The 23,039-nt window shown below is 66.3% G+C and carries 17 protein-coding genes and 1 pseudogene; 9 read left to right on the top strand and 9 right to left on the bottom strand.

What is annotated here, in order from left to right; translation table 11 throughout:
- Positions 1-521 precede the first annotated feature (521 nt).
- The 4 genes from NBRGI_RS03790 (at position 522) to NBRGI_RS03805 (ending at position 4,833) form a co-directional block, all read left to right on the top strand.
- Positions 522-851 carry an ArsR/SmtB family transcription factor gene (locus tag NBRGI_RS03790; RefSeq protein ID WP_029892853.1) on the top strand — a complete coding sequence of 110 codons (330 nt, stop codon included), beginning with the start codon at positions 522-524 and terminating at the stop codon, positions 849-851.
- A gap of 96 nt (positions 852-947) precedes the next feature.
- Positions 948-2,801, top strand: a complete 1,854-nt coding sequence (locus NBRGI_RS03795) for a phosphoenolpyruvate carboxykinase (GTP) (RefSeq protein WP_029892854.1) — start codon at positions 948-950, stop codon at positions 2,799-2,801.
- Positions 2,798-4,456 (top strand): SulP family inorganic anion transporter, encoded by a 1,659-nt coding sequence (locus tag NBRGI_RS03800; protein ID WP_235210843.1) that lies wholly within the window; start codon positions 2,798-2,800, stop codon positions 4,454-4,456. The genes NBRGI_RS03795 and NBRGI_RS03800 overlap by 4 nt, the downstream gene beginning before the upstream one ends.
- Positions 4,453-4,833, top strand: a complete 381-nt coding sequence (locus NBRGI_RS03805; RefSeq protein WP_029892856.1) for a DUF5313 family protein — start codon at positions 4,453-4,455, stop codon at positions 4,831-4,833. Before NBRGI_RS03800 ends, NBRGI_RS03805 begins: the two co-directional genes overlap by 4 nt.
- 92 nt (positions 4,834-4,925) lie before the next feature.
- Here the strand turns inward: NBRGI_RS03805 and NBRGI_RS03810 are convergent, their stop codons facing one another.
- Both NBRGI_RS03810 and NBRGI_RS03815 read right to left on the bottom strand, forming a co-directional pair.
- Positions 4,926-5,297, bottom strand: a complete 372-nt coding sequence (locus NBRGI_RS03810; RefSeq protein ID WP_029892857.1) for a hypothetical protein — start codon at positions 5,295-5,297, stop codon at positions 4,926-4,928.
- Between the two features lie 541 nt (positions 5,298-5,838).
- A complete protein-coding gene (locus NBRGI_RS03815; protein ID WP_029892858.1) occupies positions 5,839-6,270 on the bottom strand; it encodes a hypothetical protein in 432 nt (143 codons plus the stop codon).
- Between the two features lie 114 nt (positions 6,271-6,384).
- Here NBRGI_RS03815 and NBRGI_RS03820 point away from each other — a divergent pair, with 114 nt between their 5' ends.
- Positions 6,385-7,749: an RNA polymerase sigma factor gene (locus NBRGI_RS03820; protein ID WP_029892859.1), complete on the top strand. Its 1,365-nt coding sequence runs from the start codon at positions 6,385-6,387 to the stop codon at positions 7,747-7,749.
- 59 nt (positions 7,750-7,808) lie between these two features.
- Here NBRGI_RS03820 and NBRGI_RS03825 read toward each other — a convergent pair whose 3' ends face one another.
- From NBRGI_RS03825 to NBRGI_RS03835, 3 genes are read right to left on the bottom strand one after another with little or no spacing between them, the layout of a single operon-like run.
- Positions 7,809-8,762, bottom strand: coding sequence for a spirocyclase AveC family protein (locus tag NBRGI_RS03825; RefSeq protein WP_081877913.1), 954 nt, complete (start codon positions 8,760-8,762; stop codon positions 7,809-7,811).
- Between the two features lie 15 nt (positions 8,763-8,777).
- Entirely contained in the window at positions 8,778-10,151 is a 1,374-nt protein-coding gene (locus NBRGI_RS03830) for an FAD-dependent oxidoreductase (protein WP_029892861.1), read from the bottom strand.
- A gap of 5 nt (positions 10,152-10,156) precedes the next feature.
- The gene (locus NBRGI_RS03835) at positions 10,157-16,396 is read right to left on the bottom strand and encodes a type I polyketide synthase (RefSeq protein ID WP_029892862.1); all 6,240 of its coding nucleotides are present in this window, start codon (positions 16,394-16,396) and stop codon (positions 10,157-10,159) included.
- A 557-nt stretch (positions 16,397-16,953) separates the two neighbouring features.
- On the opposite strand from NBRGI_RS03835, the pseudogene NBRGI_RS03840 reads away from it, so the two are divergent.
- Positions 16,954-17,505, top strand: a pseudogene (locus tag NBRGI_RS03840) (hypothetical protein); the annotation flags it as partial.
- 173 nt (positions 17,506-17,678) lie between these two features.
- On the opposite strand, the gene NBRGI_RS03845 reads toward NBRGI_RS03840, so the two are convergent.
- Positions 17,679-18,068, bottom strand: coding sequence for a hypothetical protein (locus NBRGI_RS03845; RefSeq protein ID WP_235210841.1), 390 nt, complete (start codon positions 18,066-18,068; stop codon positions 17,679-17,681).
- A 318-nt stretch (positions 18,069-18,386) separates the two neighbouring features.
- Here NBRGI_RS03845 and NBRGI_RS03850 point away from each other — a divergent pair, with 318 nt between their 5' ends.
- Entirely contained in the window at positions 18,387-18,881 is a 495-nt protein-coding gene (locus NBRGI_RS03850; RefSeq protein ID WP_235210842.1) for a hypothetical protein, read from the top strand.
- Positions 18,882-18,969: 88 nt separating this feature from the next.
- Here the strand turns inward: NBRGI_RS03850 and NBRGI_RS03855 are convergent, their stop codons facing one another.
- On the bottom strand, positions 18,970-19,344 hold the full coding sequence (locus tag NBRGI_RS03855) for a DUF4186 domain-containing protein (protein ID WP_029892866.1): 375 nt from the start codon (positions 19,342-19,344) through the stop codon (positions 18,970-18,972).
- Between the two features lie 423 nt (positions 19,345-19,767).
- Here NBRGI_RS03855 and NBRGI_RS03860 point away from each other — a divergent pair, with 423 nt between their 5' ends.
- A complete protein-coding gene (locus tag NBRGI_RS03860) occupies positions 19,768-20,712 on the top strand; it encodes an alpha/beta hydrolase family protein (RefSeq protein ID WP_158439769.1) in 945 nt (314 codons plus the stop codon).
- 17 nt (positions 20,713-20,729) lie between these two features.
- Here the strand turns inward: NBRGI_RS03860 and NBRGI_RS03865 are convergent, their stop codons facing one another.
- The gene (locus NBRGI_RS03865; RefSeq protein WP_029892868.1) at positions 20,730-21,149 is read right to left on the bottom strand and encodes a DUF2000 domain-containing protein; all 420 of its coding nucleotides are present in this window, start codon (positions 21,147-21,149) and stop codon (positions 20,730-20,732) included.
- Positions 21,150-21,199: 50 nt separating this feature from the next.
- On the opposite strand from NBRGI_RS03865, the gene NBRGI_RS03870 reads away from it, so the two are divergent.
- A complete protein-coding gene (locus NBRGI_RS03870) occupies positions 21,200-22,048 on the top strand; it encodes an AraC family transcriptional regulator (protein ID WP_051727481.1) in 849 nt (282 codons plus the stop codon).
- 30 nt (positions 22,049-22,078) lie between these two features.
- On the opposite strand, the gene NBRGI_RS03875 is transcribed toward NBRGI_RS03870, so the two are convergent.
- On the bottom strand, positions 22,079-23,039 hold a 961-nt coding region (locus NBRGI_RS03875), incomplete at its 5' end, for a winged helix DNA-binding domain-containing protein (protein ID WP_029892870.1).

The raw sequence follows: 23,039 nt of genomic DNA on the forward strand, positions 1-23,039 counted from the left end.
ATCCATCGCGGACAACCGCTGCGTCGCGGTCCTCGATTTCGGCGATGACTTCGGATGCGTGCCAGTAGTTCGAGGGGCGAGGCGTCCTGCGGTGACGGCGGCCAGCGTGACGTTCGCCGCTTCGTCCGGCTTGTCGGCCGCGACCAGGGCGAGTCTCAAATCCAGGTTGGCTGAGGCGATTCGGCGGGCCGGACTCCTGTGGAGAACGACTCTTCCGCGTTGACGTCCAGCAGAGTTGGCGCGGTGCATCGAGTGTAGGACTGTCATGCGTTCGCGCGAGCGGAGATTGGCACAGCGGGCTGCGGTTGAAGCAGCTAAAGTCCGCGGGTGTGCTCGGGCATCCCCGGCCGCTGGTGATGCGCGGGGTGCGGGCCTCTCGGCCGATATCCCGGAACTGTCGGGAGTGGTGTCGCGAGACTGTGCGATGCTCGCGAGGGTGGTTGTACTGATTGCTAAACTCGGCAATCAAGGGAGTATCATCAATTTCGGCGCCTATCGGCAGCGGAAGGAGCGGTGTGCGCATGCCTGGAGTGCAACGACCGCTCTATCAGATGAAGGCCGACTTCTTCAAGACCCTCGGCCATCCGGTGCGTATTCGTGTACTGGAACTTCTCAGCGAGCGTGAGCGCGCGGTGTCGGAGATGCTCGCCGAGATCGGCGTCGAGCCGGCCAACCTGTCGCAGCAGCTGTCGATTCTGCGTCGTGCCGGGCTGGTCACCGCGCGCCGTGAAGGGCTCTCGGTGACCTACGAACTCACCACTTCCGATGTCGCCGAACTGCTCGCCACCGCCCGGGCGATCCTCACCGGGGTGGTCGCGGGCCAGGTCGAAGCGTTGGAGCGGCCCGCGTAACCCAGTCCGAAGCCCGTGGGGGTGGGTGTGTGCGTGGTCACTGATTGCAGCTTTTCTAAACTAATTACCTAGTAGTTTTACAAAGGAGAACTCGCCGTGACCGACCAGTCCACCGCTGTAGCCAGGATCGCTGCGGCACCCACCGAGAACGAGGGTGTGCTCGCCTGGGTGGCCGAAATCGCCGAGCTCGCCGCGCCGGAGCGGATCGTGTTCTGTGATGGCTCTCGCGAGGAGCGGGATCGGCTCACCGGTGTTCTCGTGGGGAAGGGCACCTTCGTGCCGCTGGCGAAGAAGCCGAACTCTTTCTGGTGTGTTTCGGATCCCGACGATGTGGCGCGGGTGGAGGACCGGACCTTCATCTGCTCGGAGCACGAGGACGACGCAGGACCGACGAACAACTGGGTCGACCCTGTCGACATGCGCACTGTCATGACCGAGCACTATCGCGGGTCCATGGTCGGGCGGACCATGTACGTGATCGCCTTCTGCATGGGGCCCCTCGATATGGCAGACCCGAAACTCGGCGTGCAGATCACCGATTCGGAGTACGTCGCGGTGTCCATGCAGATCATGACCCGCTCCGGTGCGCCGGTGTGGGAGAAGCTCTCCGACGACACCGAATTCGTGAGATGCCTGCACTCCGTAGGTGCCCCGCTGGGTGACGGTGTGGCCGACGTGCCATGGCCGTGTGACAAGACCAAGTACATCTCCCATTTCCCGGAGCGCCGCGAGATCTGGTCCTACGGTTCGGGTTACGGCGGTAATGCGCTGCTCGGCAAGAAATGCTTCGCGTTGCGTATCGCCTCGGTGCTCGGCCGCGACGAGGGCTGGCTGGCCGAGCACATGCTCATCTTGAAACTCACCTCTCCGCAAGGCAAGACGCATTACATCGCGGCCGCCTTCCCATCCTCGTGCGGCAAGACCAACCTGGCCATGCTCGAACCCGCACTGCCCGGCTGGAACGCCGAAACGGTCGGCGACGACATCGCCTGGATGCGGTTCGGCGCGGACGGGCGGCTCTACGCGGTGAACCCGGAGGCTGGATTCTTCGGTGTCGCACCGGGAACCGGAGCCGAGACCAACCCCAACGCCATCGCCACCATCGATCGCGGCAACTCCATCTTCACCAACACCGCCCGCACCGACGACGGCGATATCTGGTGGGAAGGGCTGAGCGACGAAACTCCCGCGCACCTGGTCGATTGGCGCGGCCGGGACTGGACCTCGGCGTCGGGAACACCTGCCGCGCACCCGAATTCGCGCTATTGCACGCCGATCGAGCAGTGCCCCTCTGTGGCGCCGGAGTGGAACGATCCGACCGGCGTGCCGATTTCGGCGATCTTCTTCGGCGGCCGCCGCGCCTGCACCATTCCGCTGATCGCGGAATCCTTCGACTGGGCGCACGGTGTGTTCACGGCGTCGGTGCTGTCATCGGAGACTACCGCCGCCGCGGCGGGCAAGGTCGGTGTGGTGCGCCGCGATCCGATGGCCATGCTGCCGTTCCTGGGTTATCACGTCGGCGACTACTTCGCGCATTGGCTCTCCCTTGCCGCACACGAGGGCGCGCAGCTGCCGAAGATCTTCCAGGTCAACTGGTTCCGACGCGGAGCCGACCGGAAGTTCCTGTGGCCCGGCTTCGGTGACAATATGCGCGTGCTGAAGTGGGCGCTGCAACGCCTCGACGGCACCGCATCCGCTGAGACGACGCCCATCGGATACGTGCCGACCCCGCAGGCTCTGGATCTGGACGGTCTGACCGCCGCCGAGCAAGAACGCACGGCCGCCGCGCTCAGGGTGGACATCGATGAGTGGGTCACCGAAGTCGGCTCCATCGATGACTGGTATGCCACCATCGGCGGCAACCGGTTACCCGAACAGCTGCGAGAGCAGCTGGCCGCGCTGAAAACCCGTCTCGCCACGGCCCGTTCGACCGACGCCGACGCTCGCTGACCGTGCGCGCACTGTTGCCGAGCTGGTCGGACTGGAAGCCCGCGCTTCGATCCCCGGGTGCCGATCTACTGTCGGGATTGATCGTGGCACTGGTGGCGTTACCGCTCGCGCTCGGCTTCGGTATCTCCTCCGGGCTCGGTGCGGCGGCCGGGCTGGCGACCGCTGTCGTCGCGGGTGTGGTGGCCGCGGTGTTCGGCGGCTCTCGCTTCCAGGTGTCGGGGCCCACCGGTGCGATGACCGTGGTCCTGGTTCCGATCTTCCACCAGCATGGCGGGAGTGGAGTGCTGGCCGTGGGGCTCATGGCCGGCCTCGTGCTGGTGGTGCTCGCGATCGCCGGGGTCGGGCGGGCCGTGCGATACGTGCCCGCCCCGGTGATCGAGGGCTTCACCGCTGGCATCGCGGTCGTCATCGCACTACAACAGTTCCCCTCCGCACTCGGCATCGCCCACGCCGAAGGCGACAAGGTGTGGCAGGTCGCGTTCGATGCAGCGCGCCAATATATTTCACAGCCGCATCACGTGGCTCTGGCTACCGCGCTCTCGGTGGCCGCGGTCATGCTGGTCGGCGGCCGTCTGGCTCCGAAACTGCCGTTCGCGTTGCTCACCGTCGCCGCGGCTACCGTGACCGCGCGACTGTTCGACCTCGACCTGCGCCCCATCGGTGCGCTGCCGGCCGGGTTGTCCGCCCCCACACTGGGATTCGTGCATCCCGATCAACTGGGCACGTTGCTTGCACCGGCACTGGCCGTGGCCGCGCTCGCGGCGCTGGAGTCACTGCTGTCTGCGGCTGCGGCGGACTCGATGGCTGTCGGCACCCGCCACAATCCTGACCGGGAACTGTTCGGCCAAGGACTGGCCAACATCGCCGCACCGCTGTTCGGCGGCGTCCCCGCCACCGGCGCGATCGCTCGCACCGCGGTCAATGTGCGCTCCGGGGCCCACACTCGACTCGCTGCGCTCACCCACGCGGTCATCTTGGCCGCGATCATCTACCTGGCCGCCCCGCTGGTCGCGGGCATCCCTCTCGCGGCGCTGGCGGGCGTACTGCTCGCGACGACCGTGCGCATGGTGGAGACCGCGTCACTGACCGCGATCGCCCGCGCGTCGAAGGGCGACGCCGCCGTCATGGCGGTCACCTTCGTCGTCACCGTCGCCATCGATCTTGTCGTCGCTGTCGCCGTCGGTATCGCGATCGCGGTACTGCTCGCCCTGCGGTCAGTGGCGAAAGAGGCTCGGCTGCAACAGATCCCACTGGATCCGCCGGTCGATGATGCCGGGCACCTCGGCGAGGAACACGACCTGTTGCACGACCGCATCGTGGCCTACCGCCTCGAAGGGCCGTTATTCTTCGCCGCTGCCCACCGGTTCCTGCTCGAACTCGCCGAGGTTTCCGACGTTCTGGTGGTGATCCTGCGCATGTCCCGCGTCACGGCCCTCGACACCACTGGCGCATTGGTGCTCGAGGACGTCATCGGCAAACTCGAACACCGCCATATCACCGTCTTGATGTCGGGTTTGCGCGAAGACCACCAGCGACGGCTGGCCGCCATCGGGGCACTGCCTGCCGGAGGCGCCGCCCACCTGTTCGACCACACACCCGACGCCATCGCCTGTGCCCGGCAGTTGGCGCTCGTCCGCGTCGGAGGCACCCCATGATCGAGCGAACCACACCTACGCTCGTGCAGCGGCTCAGGTACATATGCGGCGGCACGCTGCCGAATTCGTTGTCGCAGTGGGTGATCGAAGATCTCACCGGACCAGGCGCCGCGCGGCGCTACCTGCTGCGCATCCTGATCCCCATCATCGCGCCGCTGTGCTTGTTCCTGCTGATCCCTGGACCACTGTGGATGGGGTTGGCGATGATGGCGCTGCTGTACCTGCCGCTGATCTACTTCACCGCCGCCCTCATGTACGTGTTCCGCCGGGCCCGGCTGGTCAAACACGGTCTCGACCCGGCATTGGCCGACCAGCGGAAACGGCAACGGGACGTGGCCGCTCGAGAAGCTTACGAACGACGCCATGGCCGGGGTTGACCCTCGAGGCGGCCAAACCGGTTGGCGCTGAGCATGATTGCGAATTTTTGCGGTCACGCTACCGGTTGGACTTCGAATGCGATTGCCGCAGTTCAGACTTCGAGTTCTTCCTCGATATCCTTCAGCCGGCGTCGGGCGAGGGCCAGGTTGCCGCGGTTGCGATCCAATGCCAGGTAGAGGAATAGCCCGCTGGTCTTGCGGCCCTGTGTGGGGCGAATCAGGTGGTACTGGCCGGCGAGGGTGATGAGGACGTCTTCGATGTCTTCGTCGAGTCCGAGCTGTTCGATGGTGCGCATCTTGGCGCGAACCAATTCGGTGTTGCCCGCCGCCGCGATCTCGATATCCAGTGTCTTCGAGCCGCCCAGCGTGCCCAGCGGCATACCGCTGCCGTAGTCGACAACGGCAGCACCGAGCGCGCCGTCCAGCAACATCATGTCCTTCAATGCAACGTCCATGTTCGCCATGTGTGTCCTCTCTCCCAGGTCTTCAAGACCTTTGCGCGACGAGACGCTACCTACGAACCGCACTTGCCGTTGGTTGATTGCTGAAGAATTCCGCTAGGTATGCAATATAGATTTTCTGCAATCAGCGAGCTCCTGGCTCTGGTGGGCGGGCGTCCTGGTAGCACTGGTGAACCCAGTCCCGGTGCGCCACCGATACCGGTTTGTCGTCGATGCCGCGTACCGCCGACGTGTGCGGTCGTCGCGACCACTCTGCCACCAGTGCCACCCGGCTGAGGTCGACGGACAGACGCCGACGCGCCGTCTGAACACCCCCTGTCCAGCAAAGCCTCGCTCTCGTTCCCGGTTCACCCGGTCATCGGTGGTGACGACCTTTCTGATCGTGGGGCAGCTCCTCGGTCCGGTGCGACCATGAATCCCATTGGGGTTCAAAATAATTGAGGCGAGATACGCTCTCGCCCGCAGACCCGTCCCGAGGGGACGGTCGGACTGGCCGGCCGTCCCCGCCTGGGCCTATTCGGAAATCTCGGCACGCCCAGTCGTGTCACAGCGGTCGCCGACGGAGACGGCTCTGGTGGGACCGGATCCTGGTGCGACGTATCGGCTGCGCCGTGACGGCATCGTCGTCGCGGGCGAGGCGATCGAGTGGCTGCGCGAAACGATCACCGGCGATCGAAAGGGCGTGTAGACAAGCGGCAGTGGACTCCGTGCGGGCGGTGAGCACGTCGCGGTGAGCAGCACACAGCAGTCGCATCAAGCGTTCCGCTTCATCGATGGAGATATTCCTGTCGAGTAGGCGCCGAAGATCCGCGCCCGGCTTGTGCAGGGCCCGGAGCCAGAACAGCTCCGTGACGGTCTGCGCCGCAAAAGAAACCAGGGCCACCAGAGCGAGCGCGAAGGCGATCGCTTGCAGGAGGTGGCCGCCTGCCAGCGCGGTCGTCAACGTCGTTGTGCCGGATACCTGTTTGTCGATCATGGTCTGCGTCCTTGTTTCGTGGATGTGCAGACTGGGGACCGCGGACCCGGAAATCTCCCCCGAAGTCGGTCGATTCCTTAGATAATTCTCAGGAAGGCGCACAGGAGTCCGTCCATGAACCGTGACGAACGCTGGACCCGTTTGCCAGATGCCGGCCTGGTCGAGCGTGTCCGAAACCCGGTCGATCGGGCCGAACGTGAGGCGGCACTCAACGAGATCATGCGACGCTACCAACGGGCCATGTCGACGGTTGGTGCGTACCGGCTACGCGAGTTGGAACGCGTCAAAGACGTTGTCCAGGATGCCGTGGAGGCGGCAACGCGGGATCTTGTCCACGGCAACGGCCCGCGCGAACCCGAGAAGTTGCGGGCCTGGCTGTGCGGGATCGTCGAAAACCGCTGCCACGAAGACCATCGCCGCCGCGACAAAGAAAGTCCGGTGCCGTGGGAGCCGCAGGCGGCCGACGACGACGGGGCCGACAGCCTGCGCCGCGCCGACGAGGTCAACCGGATGTTCGATCTCGTCGCAACGACATTCACCCGCCGGCAACGAAAGATCTATCAGCTCAACATCCGTAGTGAGTTGCATGGCAAAGCGTTGGCCGCAGCGCTCACCACCAGCACGAAGAACGCGTATAAGTTCGCTTACGAGAACAAGATTCGCGTGGACGAGGGTTTCGGCGCGCTGATCCTGGCCAAGCACGGCCGACCGCACTGCCCCCGGCTCGCCGGTATTCTCGACGGGGCCGGGTGGGACGGTACGAGCGACGCGCAGTTCACCCGCATCCTGCGCCAGCGCATTCTCCGCCATCTCGGCACCTGCCGGCGATGCGACAACTGCGGCACCTGCGATCGGCAGCGAACCCGGCTCAAACTCCAGTACGCCCCGGTGTTCATCCCGATCCTCATCGCGCCGGAGTTGACCGAGTCGATCCCGGAGATCATCCGCCGCGTCCTCGACGAAGAGGAGCAACGCGACCGCACAGACAAACGCGGCGGCGCGCCGGCGACCGGCGCAGGAGTGGCGCTGGTCAGCGCCGCCGCGGCCCAGAAGCCCGACAAGAGCCGAGTGGTCGATTGGATACTCGACGGACTCAAGGGCATCTTCGTACTCATCCTCGTCGTCACGATCGGACCCAAGCTGTTCCCCGACGTATTCGACAACCTGCACCTGCCGAACACCACGGTGCGATTGTCGATCTTCGTACCCGGCGGATACACGGTCTACGCAAATCCGCCCGGTACAACCTGTAGACCGACGGCAGGCAACTGCAATCTCCAGTACAAACCGGGGACGCGAGTAACACTCACTGCCCAGCGCGGTGGAAGCCTCCTCTACCAGGGTCCGTTGTCATGGACCGGTTGCGTTGCCGGCGGCGGCTCCGGTGAAACCTGCACCCTGGTGCCGCGCGGGAACGCCAGGGTCTGCCTAGTCGAGCCCGGCTATCAAGGTATGCCGTGGGCGTGGTGCCGCGGCTGAACCAGCCGATGCCCGAACCGCAGAAAGACCGCTGCTCTTCCGTCGCTGAAGCGCCCGATCTACCTCGGCAACAGGTAGCCGGGGGTGTCGGTTGGGGTGGGACCACCGAACGCGGTCAGCGCGACGTTGACGATCACGTAGCTGATCATCGCCGCGTTGGCGAGGCCGATTCCGGCGAGCAGGCGAGCCCATGCCCTGTTGTCCTCGCGCCGCAGGCCATCCCGGAAGATGGCCGCAGGTGTTCCTGTGGTGACCGCGTAGTAGCGCATCATGGTGATTGTGGTGAGAAAGGCGATCCACGTTGCCATTTCGGTCAACGGGTACTGGTACCAGTGTCCAGGCCACAGCGACAGGGCGCGGATTGCGTGCGGGTAACTATAGATCCCCGCTGCTATCAGAACCGATTCGAAGACCAGAACCACAACTGCCCCGGATGCGGCGCCGACGAGCCATACCTGCCACGATCTGCGGATCCGACGCCATCTCGAAATCCGAGCGACCAGCCAGAACTGGAGCCATATACACGTGATCATTACCGGATATGCGATGCCGCCGGGAATGATCGCCAGCGTGATCGGATGATCCAATTCCGCATGACTCCAGCCGGGCAGGTGCGGGCCCCAGTTCGGGTCGAAGTGCAGCGAGTAGTAGCTGTGGAAAAACACGGGTCTGGCCAGATCCAACAGCGGGTCCTGCCAGGCGCACAACGTGAAGCCGACGGTGACGGCGGTGTCGAAGGTGATGCGATGCTCACGACGACATTGCCTGATCAGGACCGCCACCACGACGATGCATGCGACGACGGTCGCGCCCTGCAGTATCCAGACCACGCCGGCACGAATGGGTGATACACCGGCGTCGCGGTCGAAGCCGATATGGATCCCGTCTGCTACCGCCCATCGAACAAGGATCCAGGCCTGAACTACCAGGACTGCTGCGCCGAGCCCGCACCAGATCCGGACCGGAGTGATCGCAGACCTTCGGGTTGCCGTGGCAGAACCGAGCCGAGTCATGTCGTCTTCTCCGTTCTATGCGCCGATCTCTCGGTAGAGCGCGTTCGGTGGCTCCCACACAGGAGGCTGTCGTGGGCCGCGCAGCACGGCCCACGCCGCGGCGGGTGTGAGCGCGCGGATCGGCGGTGCGGACAGGCTGAGCACATCGAAGAAGGCTTGTGCCGCAGCAGGATCGGCCGCCGATGCGGCTCGCAGTCGGTCAGCGCACAGCTGCGTCAATCGTTGACCGTGCGAGGGCGGTCGTCCCCGGGCGCCGGGGTAACGAATGTCCTCGGTCACGCACACCGTCCACGGGAGATCGGCGGTACGGCAGATCGTTTGCTGCAGGCGACAGCAGCCGGCCCCGTCGAGGCGGTTTTCGTGCAGACCCCGGCGCAGGTTCAATGCGCCCAATGCGGCGACGGACATGCCCTGCCCATAGATCGGATTGAAAGTCGTTGCGGCATCGCCGATGACCAGAAACCCGGCGGGCCATTTCGGTATCCGGTCGTAGTGCCGTCGCCGATTCGCTGTGGTCTGGGAACCTTTGATCGGCCCGAGCGGTGTCGAGTCGGCGAGCAGGTGGCCGATCAGCGGGTGTCGTAGGCCCAGGGCGAACTCCGTGAAGCCGGGTTCGTCCAGCGGTGGGTGCGCGCCCCGGGTGCCGGACAACGTCACCATGGTCTGGTCATTCTCGATCTGTAGCCAGAATCCGCCGCGGCCGGGGACGTGGTTGCGCGCATCGGCCTGCACAGTGACACACGCGTAGGACCGAGCTCCCGGCGCCGTGCGAACGAGGCGGCTGGCGTAGGCGAGCCCACAGTCCACGACGGTGTCCGCGACCGGGCCGACGCCGAATTCGGCCAACCATCGAGGTGTCTGCGAGCCACGGCCGGTCGCGTCGATGATCAGGTCAGCGCTGACCTCCTCGACCTGCCCCGTGCCGCGGTACCGGATCCGCACGCCGCTGACACGGCCACCTGCCCGGTGCAGCCCGACCGCTTCGGCGTCTTGCACGATCGAGCAGCGATGCTGCGCCGTCAACTGGTGGCGAATCGCCCATTCCACGAGTGGACGGCTGGCTCCCACGATGAAATGTGGTGTCGCGACGGGCCGCATCCATCCGTGTGGCCCGTAGATCAGCGCCTCCTCGGAAAGCCGGACCTGCCGAGCGCCGTGGTCGCGCATAGTGGCGGTGGTGCCGGGCAGCAGGCTTTCGATCGCCGAGACGCCGGTGGACAACAGCCCGTGCAGATGCCGTCCTTGCGGGACACCTCTGCGGCCCGCCGGAACAGCGGGCAGACGATCTCGCTCGATGATGGTGATAGCGCCGGCGATCCTGGATGTTGCTGCGGCGGCGAGCATTCCGGCTATGCCACCGCCGAGTATCACTACGCGAGGAGCGCTCATGGCCGTCACTGCTCGAAGTGGTCGGCGAGATGTCCGGCCAGCCCCGCCGGGGTGGCGAACTTCCAGATGGACTTGGCGGTGAGCCGGAGTCCGAGGGCTCGTTCGATGTGGTTGCGCAGTTCCAGTGCCATCAGTGAGTCGAGGCCGCTGTCGGCGAGTGGACTGTCGGGGTCGAGAGTCGCGGTGTTGCGGCGCAGGATCTTTGCCGAGATGTCGACCAAGAACTCGGTCAACAGTGCACGGCGTTCGGGCGGCTGCGCGTCTCGGGCGGCGGCCAGCAACTCGTGCTGTGCGGTGTCGCTGCCGTCGTCCTTGCTGTCGCGAGTCGCGAGGGCGGTGAAAAACGGAGTCGTTCGCAGGCGGTCGCCGATGAACTGTTGCGCGTCGTGCAGGGGGAGGTAGCCGGTGTTCGGCCGATCGTGCCGCAGAATCCGCTCGCACGCGGCGAGTCCCTGTGCCGGAGTGATCATCGTGAATCCGCGCTCGGCCAGTCCGGCGCCGCGGCCGTGGTTCTCCCATGCGCCCCACCAGATGCTGTGGGCGCTGTCGCCGCGGCTGCGACGGTAGTGGCTGAATGCGTCGAGCCAACTGTTGGCGGCAGCGTAGGCTCCTTGTCCCGGGTTGCCGATCATGGCGGCGGCCGACGAGTAGCTCAACCACCAGTCCAGCGGTTCGGTGGCGCTGGCTTGATCGAGGTGCCAGCCGCCGACGGCCTTGGCGGACCACACGCGGTCGAGCAATCCGTCGTCGATGTTGGCGAAGGTGGCATCGGCGATCACGGCGGCGGCGTGCGCGATGCCGCATACCGGCAGGCCCGTGCTGGTGGCCGCGGCGATCAACATGTCGGCGGTGGTCGGGTCGGTGACGTCGCCGAGTTCTACGGTGATGTCGGTGCCGCGCCTGCGCAGAGCGTCGATGGTGTCGCGCGCGTGCTCGTTCGGTCGACTGCGACCGTTGAGGACGATGCGCCCGGCGCCGTGGTCGGCCAGATGGGTGGCCAGCAGCAACCCGAGTCCGCCGAGTCCGCCGGTGATCACGTAGGCCCCGTGTGGACGGACCACGGGTACCTCGTCGGGTAGCAGGATCGCGGTGACGGTGCCCTGCTGCGGGACAGTGACGACGAGTTTCCCGGTATGCTCGGCGGCCGCCATCGTGCGCAGTGCCGACTCGAGATCGGCGAGCGGGTAGATCGTGTGCGGTAGGGGACGAACGCCGCCGCAGACGACTTGCTCCCCGACTTCTCGCACCAATTGTGCGATCAGGCCAGGCATTGTCGCACCGATGAAGGCGAGGTCGGCGCTGGCGAAGATGATGTTGCGCCGGAACGGGGCGAGCCCGAGCTTGGCATCGGCATAGATGTCATGTCTGCCGAGTTCGATGAAACGGCCACCGGGACGCAGCAATTCGACGCCTGCCCGAAGCGCGGGGCCGGTGAGCGAGTTGAGCACGACGTCGACGCCATCGGTCACGGTGCGGATTTCGGTGGCGAAGTCGAGGCTGCGGGAGTCGTAGACGTTCGTGATTCCGTTGTCGCGCAGCAGTTGCCGTTTGGCCTCGGTGCCCGCGGTCGCGTACACCACCGCGCCCGTGGCCTGCGCCAGCGCGATCGCGGCGGCACCGAGACCGCCGGTGGCGGAATGGATCAGGACATGCTCACCGGGCCGAATCCGGGCCAGGTGATGCAGTGCGTACCACGCGGTGAGGTACACGGTGGGCAGCGTGGCGGCTTCGGTCATGCCGAGCGTGTCCGGGATCGGGAACGCTTTTTCGGCGGCAACGGTGACGAAGGTGGCCAGCGCACCGGAGGTGAACGCGGCCACTCGATCGCCCACGCCCACGCCTCGAACGTCGGCACCGACGGCGGTGACCACTCCGGCACAGTCGTAGCCCAGATCCGGTGGCCGGCTGTCGCCAACGGGCAGCCGGTCCATGGCGTTGAGCACGTCGGTGAAATTCAAACCTGCCGCATGGACGGCGATCTCGATCTCGTCCACGTCGGGTGCCCGTCGCGGGCGGGCAGCCAACTCCATCGATCCCAGATCGCCCCGGTGCCGCGGTCTCGGTGCCATACCGTCGTAACCGAAACGGGCGGTGCGGGTTCGACGCTCGGTGTCGCGAAAGGGCGCCGGACGCAGTCGGGCCACATAGCGAACGCCCTCGCGCCACGCGACCTCGTCTTCGTTGCTCTCCGAGAGTAATTCGGCGACAAGTGCCGCGGGATCACCGGATTCGGCGGGCAAGTCGATATGTCGCGGAGCCAGTTCGGGATGCTCGGCGCCCAGTACGCGACACAGTCCCCGCAAGGAGGCTTGCTCCAACGTCACGGTCGAGGTCCCCGGCGCCGGCTGAGCGCCTCGGGTCACCACGGACAACTGCGGCGGCCCGGCAGCGGCGTCCACCATCGCACGGACCAGGCCGATCACGCGGCGCACCCGAAGCCGGGCTCGATCCACGCCTGCGGCAGTCTCCTGCGCGGGCGGTGGCGGGCACAGCACCACGAGGTGGTCGTAGTCGGTGACGTCGGTGGCAACAATGAGTTCCGACACCGGTGTGAACCGGATATCGCACCGCCCGCCCGCCGTGCGCACCGCCGCTGCCAGTGCCGAAGCCAGTGCGTCGTCGGCATACTCGGTGCACAACAGCCATGTGGCCGCTGTCGTATCGACGACATCGACCGTCAGCGGTGCGGCATCCCATTCGATCGAGAGCAGTCGGGCGTCCGTCGTCTCGGATTGCTGTGCGGTGGTGCCGATTCGAGCGTCGACGACCTGCACGAGCACGGCACCGTCGGCGTCGAGGAGTTCGATATCGGCGCACGCTCCGACATCATCGATCGAACGCAGACGCGCCCGGCACCATTCGGCACGATCAGGATTGCCGAGGTGCCGCACCCGGCCGATGTGCAGTGGCAGAAACGTCGCCGGTGTGCGCAGGATGTCCGGATGCGCGCCCATCGTCTGCAGGCACAGATCGAGTAGCACCGGATGGATGCCGAACCCGTCTGGAAATGCCCGCATTTCGGTGGGCATTCGGACCTGCGCCACCACCGTGTCGGATCTGCGGCCGGGCGGATGAACTGCCGCTAGACCGGCAAAACACGGGCCGTGCAGAATGCCTTTGCGGCGTCCGATGGCGTAGACCGGATCCGGGCTCTGAGCAGGCTGCTGCTCGGCGAGCATCTCCTCGACATGCACGGCTCGCACCGCACCCGAAGTGCGGGTGCGGATGACCGCGACGGCCAGGGGCACCGGGCCGTCCTCGCCCGGTGCGGATATCTCGAGGGTGGCGGCGGTCGGGGTCACGACCGTCGCCCGCGTGGTCACCGTGGTGTGCTCGTCGAGCGCCAGCAGGTTCCGAAACGTCAAATCATGTATCTCGCAAGCCGTTCCGGTTTCGAAGAGGTCGGCCGCTGTTGCCAGTGTGATCTCCGCATAGCCGGCGCCCGGCATGGCCGGTGTGTCGTACACGCGATGATCAGCGAGCCACGGGTAGTTCAGCACGCCGACGTCGGCTTGCCAGAGATGCTGTCGGCCGAGACCGTCGTCGGGCAGCGTCACATGCACGCCGAGCAATGGTGCGCCCAGGCGGTGGTCTTCGGCACGGCGCAGCATCGCCGCCGGCATCCACAGCGGCCGCCTGGCCCACACCGGCAGCGGCACGTCGGCGAGCGATCCGGCCCGGTGCTGCGGCCAGCTCATCTGCACGCCGGCGCAATACGCGGCAGCGACGCGCGGCAGCAGGCCGAGCGCGGTGGTCTGATCGCGGACCGCGCTCGGCAGCGCGATCACCTCCCGGCCGACGTGCTCGGCATTGTCGGCCACCGCGTGGGTCAGCAGCGGATGCGGAGATACTTCGATGAACGCGCGATGCCCGTCCGCCACCGCCGCCGCGAAGGCAGCGGTGAACCGGACTGGGAGCCGGACGTTGTCACTCCAATACTCGGCGTCGAAATTCGGCCGGAGTCGCGGGTCGTCGAGCACCGTGCTGTAGAACGAGACTGCTGGTTTCGCAGGGTGCAAATTGCTGAGCGCGCCCCGCAACTCGGCGAGCACCGGGTCGACCTGCCTGCTGTGGGACGCGACGTCGACCGCGATTGCCGAGGCCTGCACGTCGGCTGCTTGCCATTTCGCCACCAGGGCATGCACCAGGTCGCGCGCACCCGAAATGACGGTGGAGGTCGGTGCGGTGAACGCTGCGATGCTGACGTCATCGCTACCGACCGTGGACAATTCGGTCGCGACCTGTTCCGCGGGCAACATCACCTGTGCCATCGCGCCGGGGCCGGGCAGCTTCGCCAACAGCCGGGATCGCCGGCAGATCACGGCCGCACCGTCGGCCGCCGACAACGCTCCCGCCACCACCGCTGCGGCGATCTCTCCCATCGAATGGCCGATCACCGCGGCCGGTTCCACACCGTGCGCCCGCCACGTCGCGGCCAACGCGACCTGCATGGCGAACAATGTCGGCTGCACGGTCGCAAAGCCCGTCACCACCTCGTCGGCGGTCATCGCCGCGCGCACCGAGAACCCGGATTCCGCCTGCACCAGTGGGTCCAGCTCCGCGATCGTGGCGGCGAAAGCCGGTTCGGCTGCGAGCAGATGGCGCCCCATACCGGCCCATTGCGAGCCCTGGCCGGAGAACAACCACACCGGCCCGCGTCGCATCGGCACCGCGGTTCCGGTCCACGTATCGGCGTCGGGCAGTCCGTCGGCCAGCCGGTGCAGTCGATCGAGCAACTCGGCGGGGTCTGCGGCGGCGATGACGGCACGCACTCGGCGATGCTCGCGACGGTGTGCCAGCGTGTGCCCGACATCGCGCAGCGGCGCACCGGAAGTGTTCAACCAGTGGGCAATTCGAGTGGCCGTCGCCGCCAAGGCGGTCACCGAGCCCGCCGATAGCGGGTACAACAGCCCGGCGTCGCCGGAATCCGACACTGCGGCAACCGGTTCCGGAGCTTGCTCGACCAGCACGTGCGCGTTGGTGCCGGACATGCCGTAAGAAGAGACCGCCGCGAGGCGGGGTCCTTTCGACGTCGGCCAGGGTGTCAGCGCCGTCGGTACGAACAGTCGGCTGTGCCGCGGATCGATCTCGGGGTTCCATTTCGTGAAGTGCAGGTTTGCCGGAATGCTGCCGTACCGCACCGCCTGCACGGCCTTGATCAAGCCTGCGATGCCGGACGCCGTCTCGCAATGTCCGATGTTGGTCTTGACAGAGCCGAGCGCACAGGGCATTTCACCGTCGCCGTAGACGGCGCGTAGGGCCGCGTACTCGATCGGATCACCGACGGCGGTGCCCGGGCCGTGGGTTTCGATCAGCGCGACCTGGCGCGGATCCACCCCGGCCTTGGCCAGCACGCGCTCCTGAAGCGAGCGCTGCCCCGCTACCGATGGTGAGAGCATCGTGTCGGATCGGCCGTTGTTGTTCACGCCGGTCCCGGCAAGCACCGCCAGCACCCGATCGCCGTCGGCCACGGCATCGTTCAACCGTTTCAGCACGATCATTCCACAGCCTTCACCGCGGACATAGCCGTCGCCGCTCGCGTCGAACGCGTGGCAACGACCGGTCGGTGACAAGACGCCGAGCGCCGCGAACACCAAGGTGTTCTTGGCTTGCAGCGACAGCATCACGCCGCCTGCCAATGCCAGGTCCGTCTCGCCGGACCGTAGCGCCTCGGCAGCCAGGTGCACCGCGACCAGCGAGGAAGAACACGCGGTGTCCAAGGTTATGGCGGGCCCGCGCAAATCGAGGAGATAGGCGACCCGGCTCGACGAGGTGAATCGCGTGGTTCCGATGATTCCGTGCGCCGCGTCAGGACTGCGCAACCCCCGATCGAAATCCATCATGTCCATGTAGTCCTCGTAGGAACAGCCGACGACCACCGCCGTCGCCGAGCCCCGCATATCGTGCGGCGGATATCCCGCATGCTCGAGTGCCTCGCACGACGTCTCTAGTACCAACCGGAATTGCGGATCGATCAACTCGGCCTCTCGGTCGGTCAACCCGAAGAACTCGGGCTCGAAACCGGTGACGTCATCGATGAACGCCCCCCACCGCGAGAAGGTCTTACCCGGCACACCCGGCCTTGGGTCATAGACCGGCCCGACGTCCCAACGATCCACCGGCACTTCGGTTATCAGATCACGGCCGTCGACCAGCGCCCGCCACATCGACTCCGCCGAATCGATCCCCCCACCGAACCGACATCCGATCCCGATTATCGCGACAGCATCGGAGATTCCAGACATAGGTCACCCTCCATACCCCGATCGTGCCGATACTTCGGCGCGCGATCGGCGCAGACCGCGATTCAGCTGCAAATTCTGGCTGGCAATTTACTGCATAGTGAAAAATACCTGGACGGTAGTAACAATCCAGCGCCCGTGTCACTGCGGTCAAGTCTCGGATCATAAATACCCAGACCCCGAGTTCGCGGACCGATCGCCGAGCGACAAAACAAGACAGCCGCCCCGTTTGTTTTCGTCGAAGATTATGAGAGCAGCCACGCCCTTCCAATTCTTGACCGAACGACCGGTTCAAATGCGGCAATCCGCTGGAGATTTTCCCCGCGCCGCCAACCATCCTTGACAGTGCTGGACTGGTGATCGGCGTTTCTCCGGGCGCGGCCGACGTCGTCGGGTCGATCGTCTCCAAAGGTCCGGCACGGCGCTGTCGCTTGCCGCAGGTACGGGGTACGGATGTTCTACCGTCTCGCGCAACGCGCTGCGGTGAATCGCTGATCACCGCGGGCGGGCCGTTCGGGCGGTAGAGGTTTGGGGGTAGTTGGGGCGGGTAGCCGCTGGCGATGGACGGGAACGAGCACAGGGCAACTGGACAAGCCGGCGCGTCCGATGAGCGGGTTTCGGTGTTGTTGATCGCGGATCCGGGCAAGGCGGCTGTTGTCGCGGAACGTCTCGCGCAGCGCCTTCGAAGTCGTGATCGTCCGGAAGGCCGGTGGACGGCGTGCGTGCGCCGCAAGCCCTATCTGCCCGACGAGCAAGCGGATTTCGTCGAGGTGATCGACTCGGTCGACCCCGCAGCCGAAGACGAAGACCTCGTTGTCTACCTCACTGGTCTGCCGCGCCGCGCGGACACCCAGCCGGTGGTCGCCGATGTCAGCGCCGACCACAAATTCGCAGTCGTTTCCTTGCCAGGCGTGGGCGGCATCGATATCGAGCGACGAGTCCGCACCATCACCGACCTCGCGATCTCCGATATGCTCGGTGCACCGGAACTCACGCCGCCCGGTGTGGCACGACGGTTCCCGTCTACCGAGATCCCGGGTGGCACAAGATATTTCGCTCCGCCAGGGCTGCGGCGACTGCGCCTGCTGGCGGGGATGGTGCGAGCCAACCGCGGTTCAATCTCCAAGCGGCAACGCGCGCTTGGCAATTCCTCTCGGTCGTCTCGGATCCGTGACGCAGGAGGTGAGTCGTGCCAGGCAGGTCCGCCGGCACGATCTCGGTGGCCGGCCACTCCGTCGGTGTGGTAACCGGGCTGTGCAAAGTCCCTCGATGGCGGGCGGGCGAGTCAGGTGGACGGACTTCGCAAGGCGAGGGCCGCGCACGCGGTGGCCAGCACCCAGACGGCCGGTCCTGCGATCGCGCCGATCAGGTCGACGTAACCGGGTATCGCGAGCAGCACGAGGAAGGCCAGATCGACTACCCCGAGTACGAAGGCGTTGAGCCAGAAACCCAGACGGCTGTTGACCCGGTTCATGGTCACCGCGACGAAGATCGCCTGTGCGCCGAGCGTGGTCACGCAAATGAAGTACAGCAGGCTCTCGGCCGCCGATTCGGTGCCGGGCACGCCGTCGGCGAGGTCGCCGATCACCATGGACAAGCCGAGACCCATGTGCAGCACGCCCCACAGGACGTACAGTGCGGCAGCGGTTGTCGACCACCGACGACTAGGTGTCACGTCGCCCCCGACCCGTTCTGGAAAGCGTTGGCCCGTCGATATTTCCGGCCCCACGCAAAGCCTAGGCCGTCCGGGCGACGCCCGCATCGGGGTAATCACCGATTTCACGGCGCCGAAGCACCTTCTGTCCTCGGGCGGCATGAGTACGCGCGTACTCGCGACCGTGTCGGTCGTTGGCCTCGCACCGGGGCGCCGCAACGGCGAGGCAGACGTACTCGGGGGACTCTGCATTCTTCCTCGCCGGCGGAGTTGTCCAGCCCCTGAGTTTGTGGGCTCGGGGCGGGCTAACGTGGCTGAGCCGGAGGGCGACAGACAGGCATGAGTCTGAAATATGTTTCCTTACAACGGTTCATGTTCCGTACGGGCGTGGTCGCGGCGGCGATAGTGGCCGGATCGAGCGGGTTCGCCGGGAGCGTCGGCGCCAACCCTGACGATCCGGTCGCGCAGTTCACCTCGACCCTCACGCGAGTGCCGGGGCCCAATTGTGCCGCGATCATCAATGCCGAGACGGTGCCGCAGCCGCAGTCCGGGACGTTCGGTGTTCGGGTGAAGATCACGCAGACCGGGGAGTTCTGCGGGGCCTATCACCTCACCGTGCACTGGCGCAACGTCGACACCGGCCTGACCAGCGGGCAGTCCCAGCGTGTCGAAGGCACCTCCGTCGTCGGAATGCCGGACAACGTGATCACCGGCATCGGTATGGCGCCGGGTGCCGGAAAGGTGGAGGCGTGGATCGACACGTACTCCCAGGTGTATCCGCAGAATGTGGATCTGGAACACCTCACGGGACGCGCGACGCTCACGCTCGGCTGATCACGCGACGGATCGACTAGTCGGTGGCAGGGATCCTGCCACCGTTCCCGATGAAATTCCTTGCGACGGAGGGCAATTCCGGCGGGCGTCAGGGCGGCGGCTGATTCGGGGCGTACTGTCGCACGATCCATCGGCAGATCGCGTCGACCACGTAGGCTCGTTCGGCGTCGTCGAGTTCGCGCCCGGCGGGAATGTCGTGCCAGCGGGCCAGGCAGGTGCGGCAGCAGGTGGCGGTGGCGTGCTGGGCGACGAAGACGGGGTGTCCACGATAGGGCGTCTGCTTGCCGTCGTTGCGCGGTTCGGCCGGGGCCAGCCTGCGGGCGATCAGGTCCTCGGCGTGCTTGCGGACGGTCGCGATCCCGCGCAGGTCGACCACCGCGCGGTCGCGCCCGCGCAGCCGGAACTTCGCGCGGAAATGATGCTGTCCGATCCGGTCCAGTCTGTCGTCGAGTTCGTCCGTCATGGATTCAGGACTGGTTCGTGTGCAGTGCGCGCTCCGAGAACCACCCGATACCGCGCCATCACCTGCCGCGTCTCCCCGCCTGGTCTGCGGTACGGGTCGGCTCCGATCGTCACGAAACCGACGCTACCAGCGCAGATCATCATCATCGAGCCGCGCTCGCAAGTACCTGCGATAGGCGGCAGGAGCGCGCAGCGCCGGTCCGGAATCTACCGGTGAACTTCCGGGTGTTCCCGGATGTGCTGGACGAATGTGTCCGCCTACTGTCCGTGCAGGAACCGGAAATGCGTGAAGGGACGGCGAGTTGATATGGCTTTCATTGCCAGCAGGGGTGGGCTTGCCCTCGTAGCGTTGCTACTGTCGGCGGTCGTAGCGGGGTGTGCGTCATCGGATGAAAAGTCCGACGACCCTTATCATTCGACCGACGTGGCAATACGCAACAACGGAATCACCATCGGTGGCACCCTCACTGTTCCGAATCGAAAAGGACCGTTTCCCGCAGTGGTTCTGGTGCCCGGCGGCGGCAAGCAGACTCGTGACGAAGAATTCGCGGCACACAAGCCTTTCCTGGTAATCGCTGATGCGTTGACCCGGGCCGGGTACGCGGTCCTGCGGTCCGACGATCGCGGGGTCGGCGCGACCACCGGAGACAAAAGCGAGGCCACCTACGACGATCTCGCCTCGGATGTGCTCGCGCAAATCTCTTATCTGCGTGAACGATCGGACATCGACCGCACTCGCATCGGAGTCCTGGGCCACAGCCAGGGCGGTTCGCTGGCGCCGCTGGTAGCGCAGCAGGCGCCCGACAAGGTCGCGTTCACCGTGCTCCTGGCTGGTCCGGCACAGCACGGATGCGAAGTCCTCAAACATCAGATGCGTGTGCAACTGCAGGCGACCGGGACGGCCGACCCCGACCGACTGGCGGCGAATGACGCTGCCGTGCAAACCGAATGCGATCTCCTTCGGGCCGGCGACTTCGACGAAGCGCGACGAAATGCGCGCGAAGCGAATCGGCGACTTCCGGAGGCTGAACAGTCCCGCGACGAAGATATCGACAAGTCGATCAACCAGGAATACGCGGCTCAGTCGACTTACGACCCCACGCCCGCGTTGCGTGCTTTGCGAGTCCCGGTCCTCGCCCTCTTCGGAACCAAAGACGTGCAGGTCGAGGCGGCGGTCAATGACCCGCTGATGCGTGCACTGCTGGCAGACAACCCGAAGGCGACCGTGCACACCTTTGAGGGCGTGAATCATCTCATGCAGCCAGCGGTCACCGGCATGCCGGATGAATACGCGAGCACCGAGACCACCACCGACCCGAAAGTGCTCGACTACATAAAGAACTGGCTGGACCAGAACGCCCGGGGTTGAATTCGGCGGCCTTCGGTTCATGGATGCATGCGGGCACCTTTGAGTACTTTGTCCACCACATTGCGCGGTCCGTAGACGGCGACGCCGACGAGGTCCAAATCGTCGGTGCCGACCGCGCGCACCGCGGCCCGGTTGTCCTGATCGTTCCCGGTGGCGAACAGGTCGGAGGTGAACACGGCCGTGCGCAGTTCCCGCGCCAGCGCCTTGCCGTGTGCATTGCGCACGACCTCTTTGCTGCCTTCGAAGACGAGCACGGGCTGGCGGAACATCGGCAGGTAGCTGGTCGCGTCCGCGTCCTCGTACGGTTCCCCGATCACCTCCGGTTGCACCGTGCCGAGCCCGCTGACCAGGAAGGCCGTCACATTCAACCGCTGCCAGGTCGGCAAGTCCGCCCGCAGCAGTACCGCGATCTTGGTGTCGAAACGCACGTTCTCCATGCCCACGACTCTTCCGCGGGCCGGCCCGGCAAGGCTTGTACGATCCTGGCATGGTTGCGGGCGGTGCGATCGAGCAGATCAGAGCCTGGCAGCCGCGAGTGCCGGGCATCGTCGAGGTCTTCCATGCCCGTTTCGTCGAGCACGTCTACCCGATGCACGCCCACGACTCCTGGACGCTGCTGATCGTCGACGACGGGATGGTCCGCTACGACCTCGACCGGCACGAGCACGGCGTCCTCGGCTCGGTGGTGTCGCTGCTGCCGCCGCATGTGCCACACAACGGTCAGGCGGCGACCGCGCACGGGTTCCGCAAGCGCGTGCTGTATCTCGACGACGCGCATCTGTCCGAGTCGATGATCGGTCGTGCTGTCGACACGCCCACCTTCACCGACCCGCTGCTGCACCGGCGAATCCGCCAATTGCACTCTGTTCTCAGCTATCCCGGTGAGGAGTTCGAGGCCAGCAGTCGCCTCGCCCTCATCCACGATCGGCTGCGCGATCTCCTGGACGGCACGGATCCGCCGCCGCGCCGCGCCGATCCGGGACTGGCCCACCGTCTGCGCGAGTTGCTCGATTCCCATGCTGCCGAAGGCCTTTCGCTCACCGAGGCATCGGCGGTATTGCACGCCGATGCCACCCATCTCATTCGCGCGTTCCGCCGCGAGTTCGGGATGCCGCCGCACCAGTACCTGATCTCCCGCCGGGTCGATCTTGCCCGCCCGCTGCTACTGGGTGGTATGCCCGCGCGAGAAGTGGCGGCCGCCACCGGCTTTCATGACCAACCGCATCTGATCCGCCACTTCAAGCGCATTCTGGGCACGACACCGGGTCGATACGCGCAGAGCGCGGCGAACCAACCGCACCCCGTGTCCGGCACCGCCGCGTCGCACCTCATTTGATCAGCGGCACAGCGCTTTTCGCGGCGCCGATCAGTGCGCAGACGTTGCCACCCGGACGCGCTGACTGTCCTTGTCGGAGAGGAACAATGCGAGTTCCCGGCCCTGCTCGGCGACCGCGGTGGACTCGGTCCGGGACAAGCGGCGCAGCGGGGCGACGTGCACGGTGCCCGACTCCTCGGTCCACGTGGCCGCGACCCGGCCGTCGACCAGTACCACGCGCGCACCGGCGACCGACAGGCCGCGGTGCTCGTCGTCGATGATCCGGCTGCGGTCGTGATAGCCGAGGATGGCGTTGTCGAACGCGGGTAGGAAGCGGACGGGGGCGGGGGTGTCCGGGTCGGGACGGGGCGCGTCCGGGAGGTCGAGCAGCTCGCGGCCGCGTTCGTCGCGGAAGGTCACCAGCTCCGCACGGATCGCGCCCACCGCGGCGGGCAGTCCGGCCAGGCCGCACCAGGCGCGCAGGTCGGCCGAGGCCGCCGGTCCGAAGGCGGCCAGGTAGCGCCGAACCAGCTCGCGGCCGACCAGATCGGCATCCGCCGGAAGCGGTGCCAGCGGGCGGCCCAGCCACATGGCCAGCGGCTGATAGCGTGCTCCCGCCTTCGCGCGCCACAGCCCGCGCGGTGGCAGTTGCGCTGTCGGAATGCGGGCGGCGACCAGGATTTCACCCAGCGCTCGCGGTCCCGGCGTCGGCCAGCGGTCGGTGAGCGCCCGCGCCAGTTCGGCCATCGTGCGCGGCGCACCGTCGGCCATCAGCGCGCTGCCCGCCGCCTCGAGTTCGTCCAGATCCACGCCGGCCAGTTCGCGGCGATAGGTCCCGAGCACGCGCTGGCACAGCATGGCGTGGTGGCGAGACCGCCAGGCGAGCGCGTCGTCGGCGGTGAGCAGGTGAACGGTGCGGCGCATCAGGTGCAGGCGCACCACCCGGCGCTCGGTGAGCAGCTCATCCAGCATGGCGGGCTCGAACGCGCGCACCCGCGACCAGAGGCCGAGG

Source organism: Nocardia brasiliensis IFM 10847, assembly GCF_000710915.1.
In the GTDB taxonomy this organism is placed as follows: domain Bacteria; phylum Actinomycetota; class Actinomycetes; order Mycobacteriales; family Mycobacteriaceae; genus Nocardia; species Nocardia brasiliensis_A.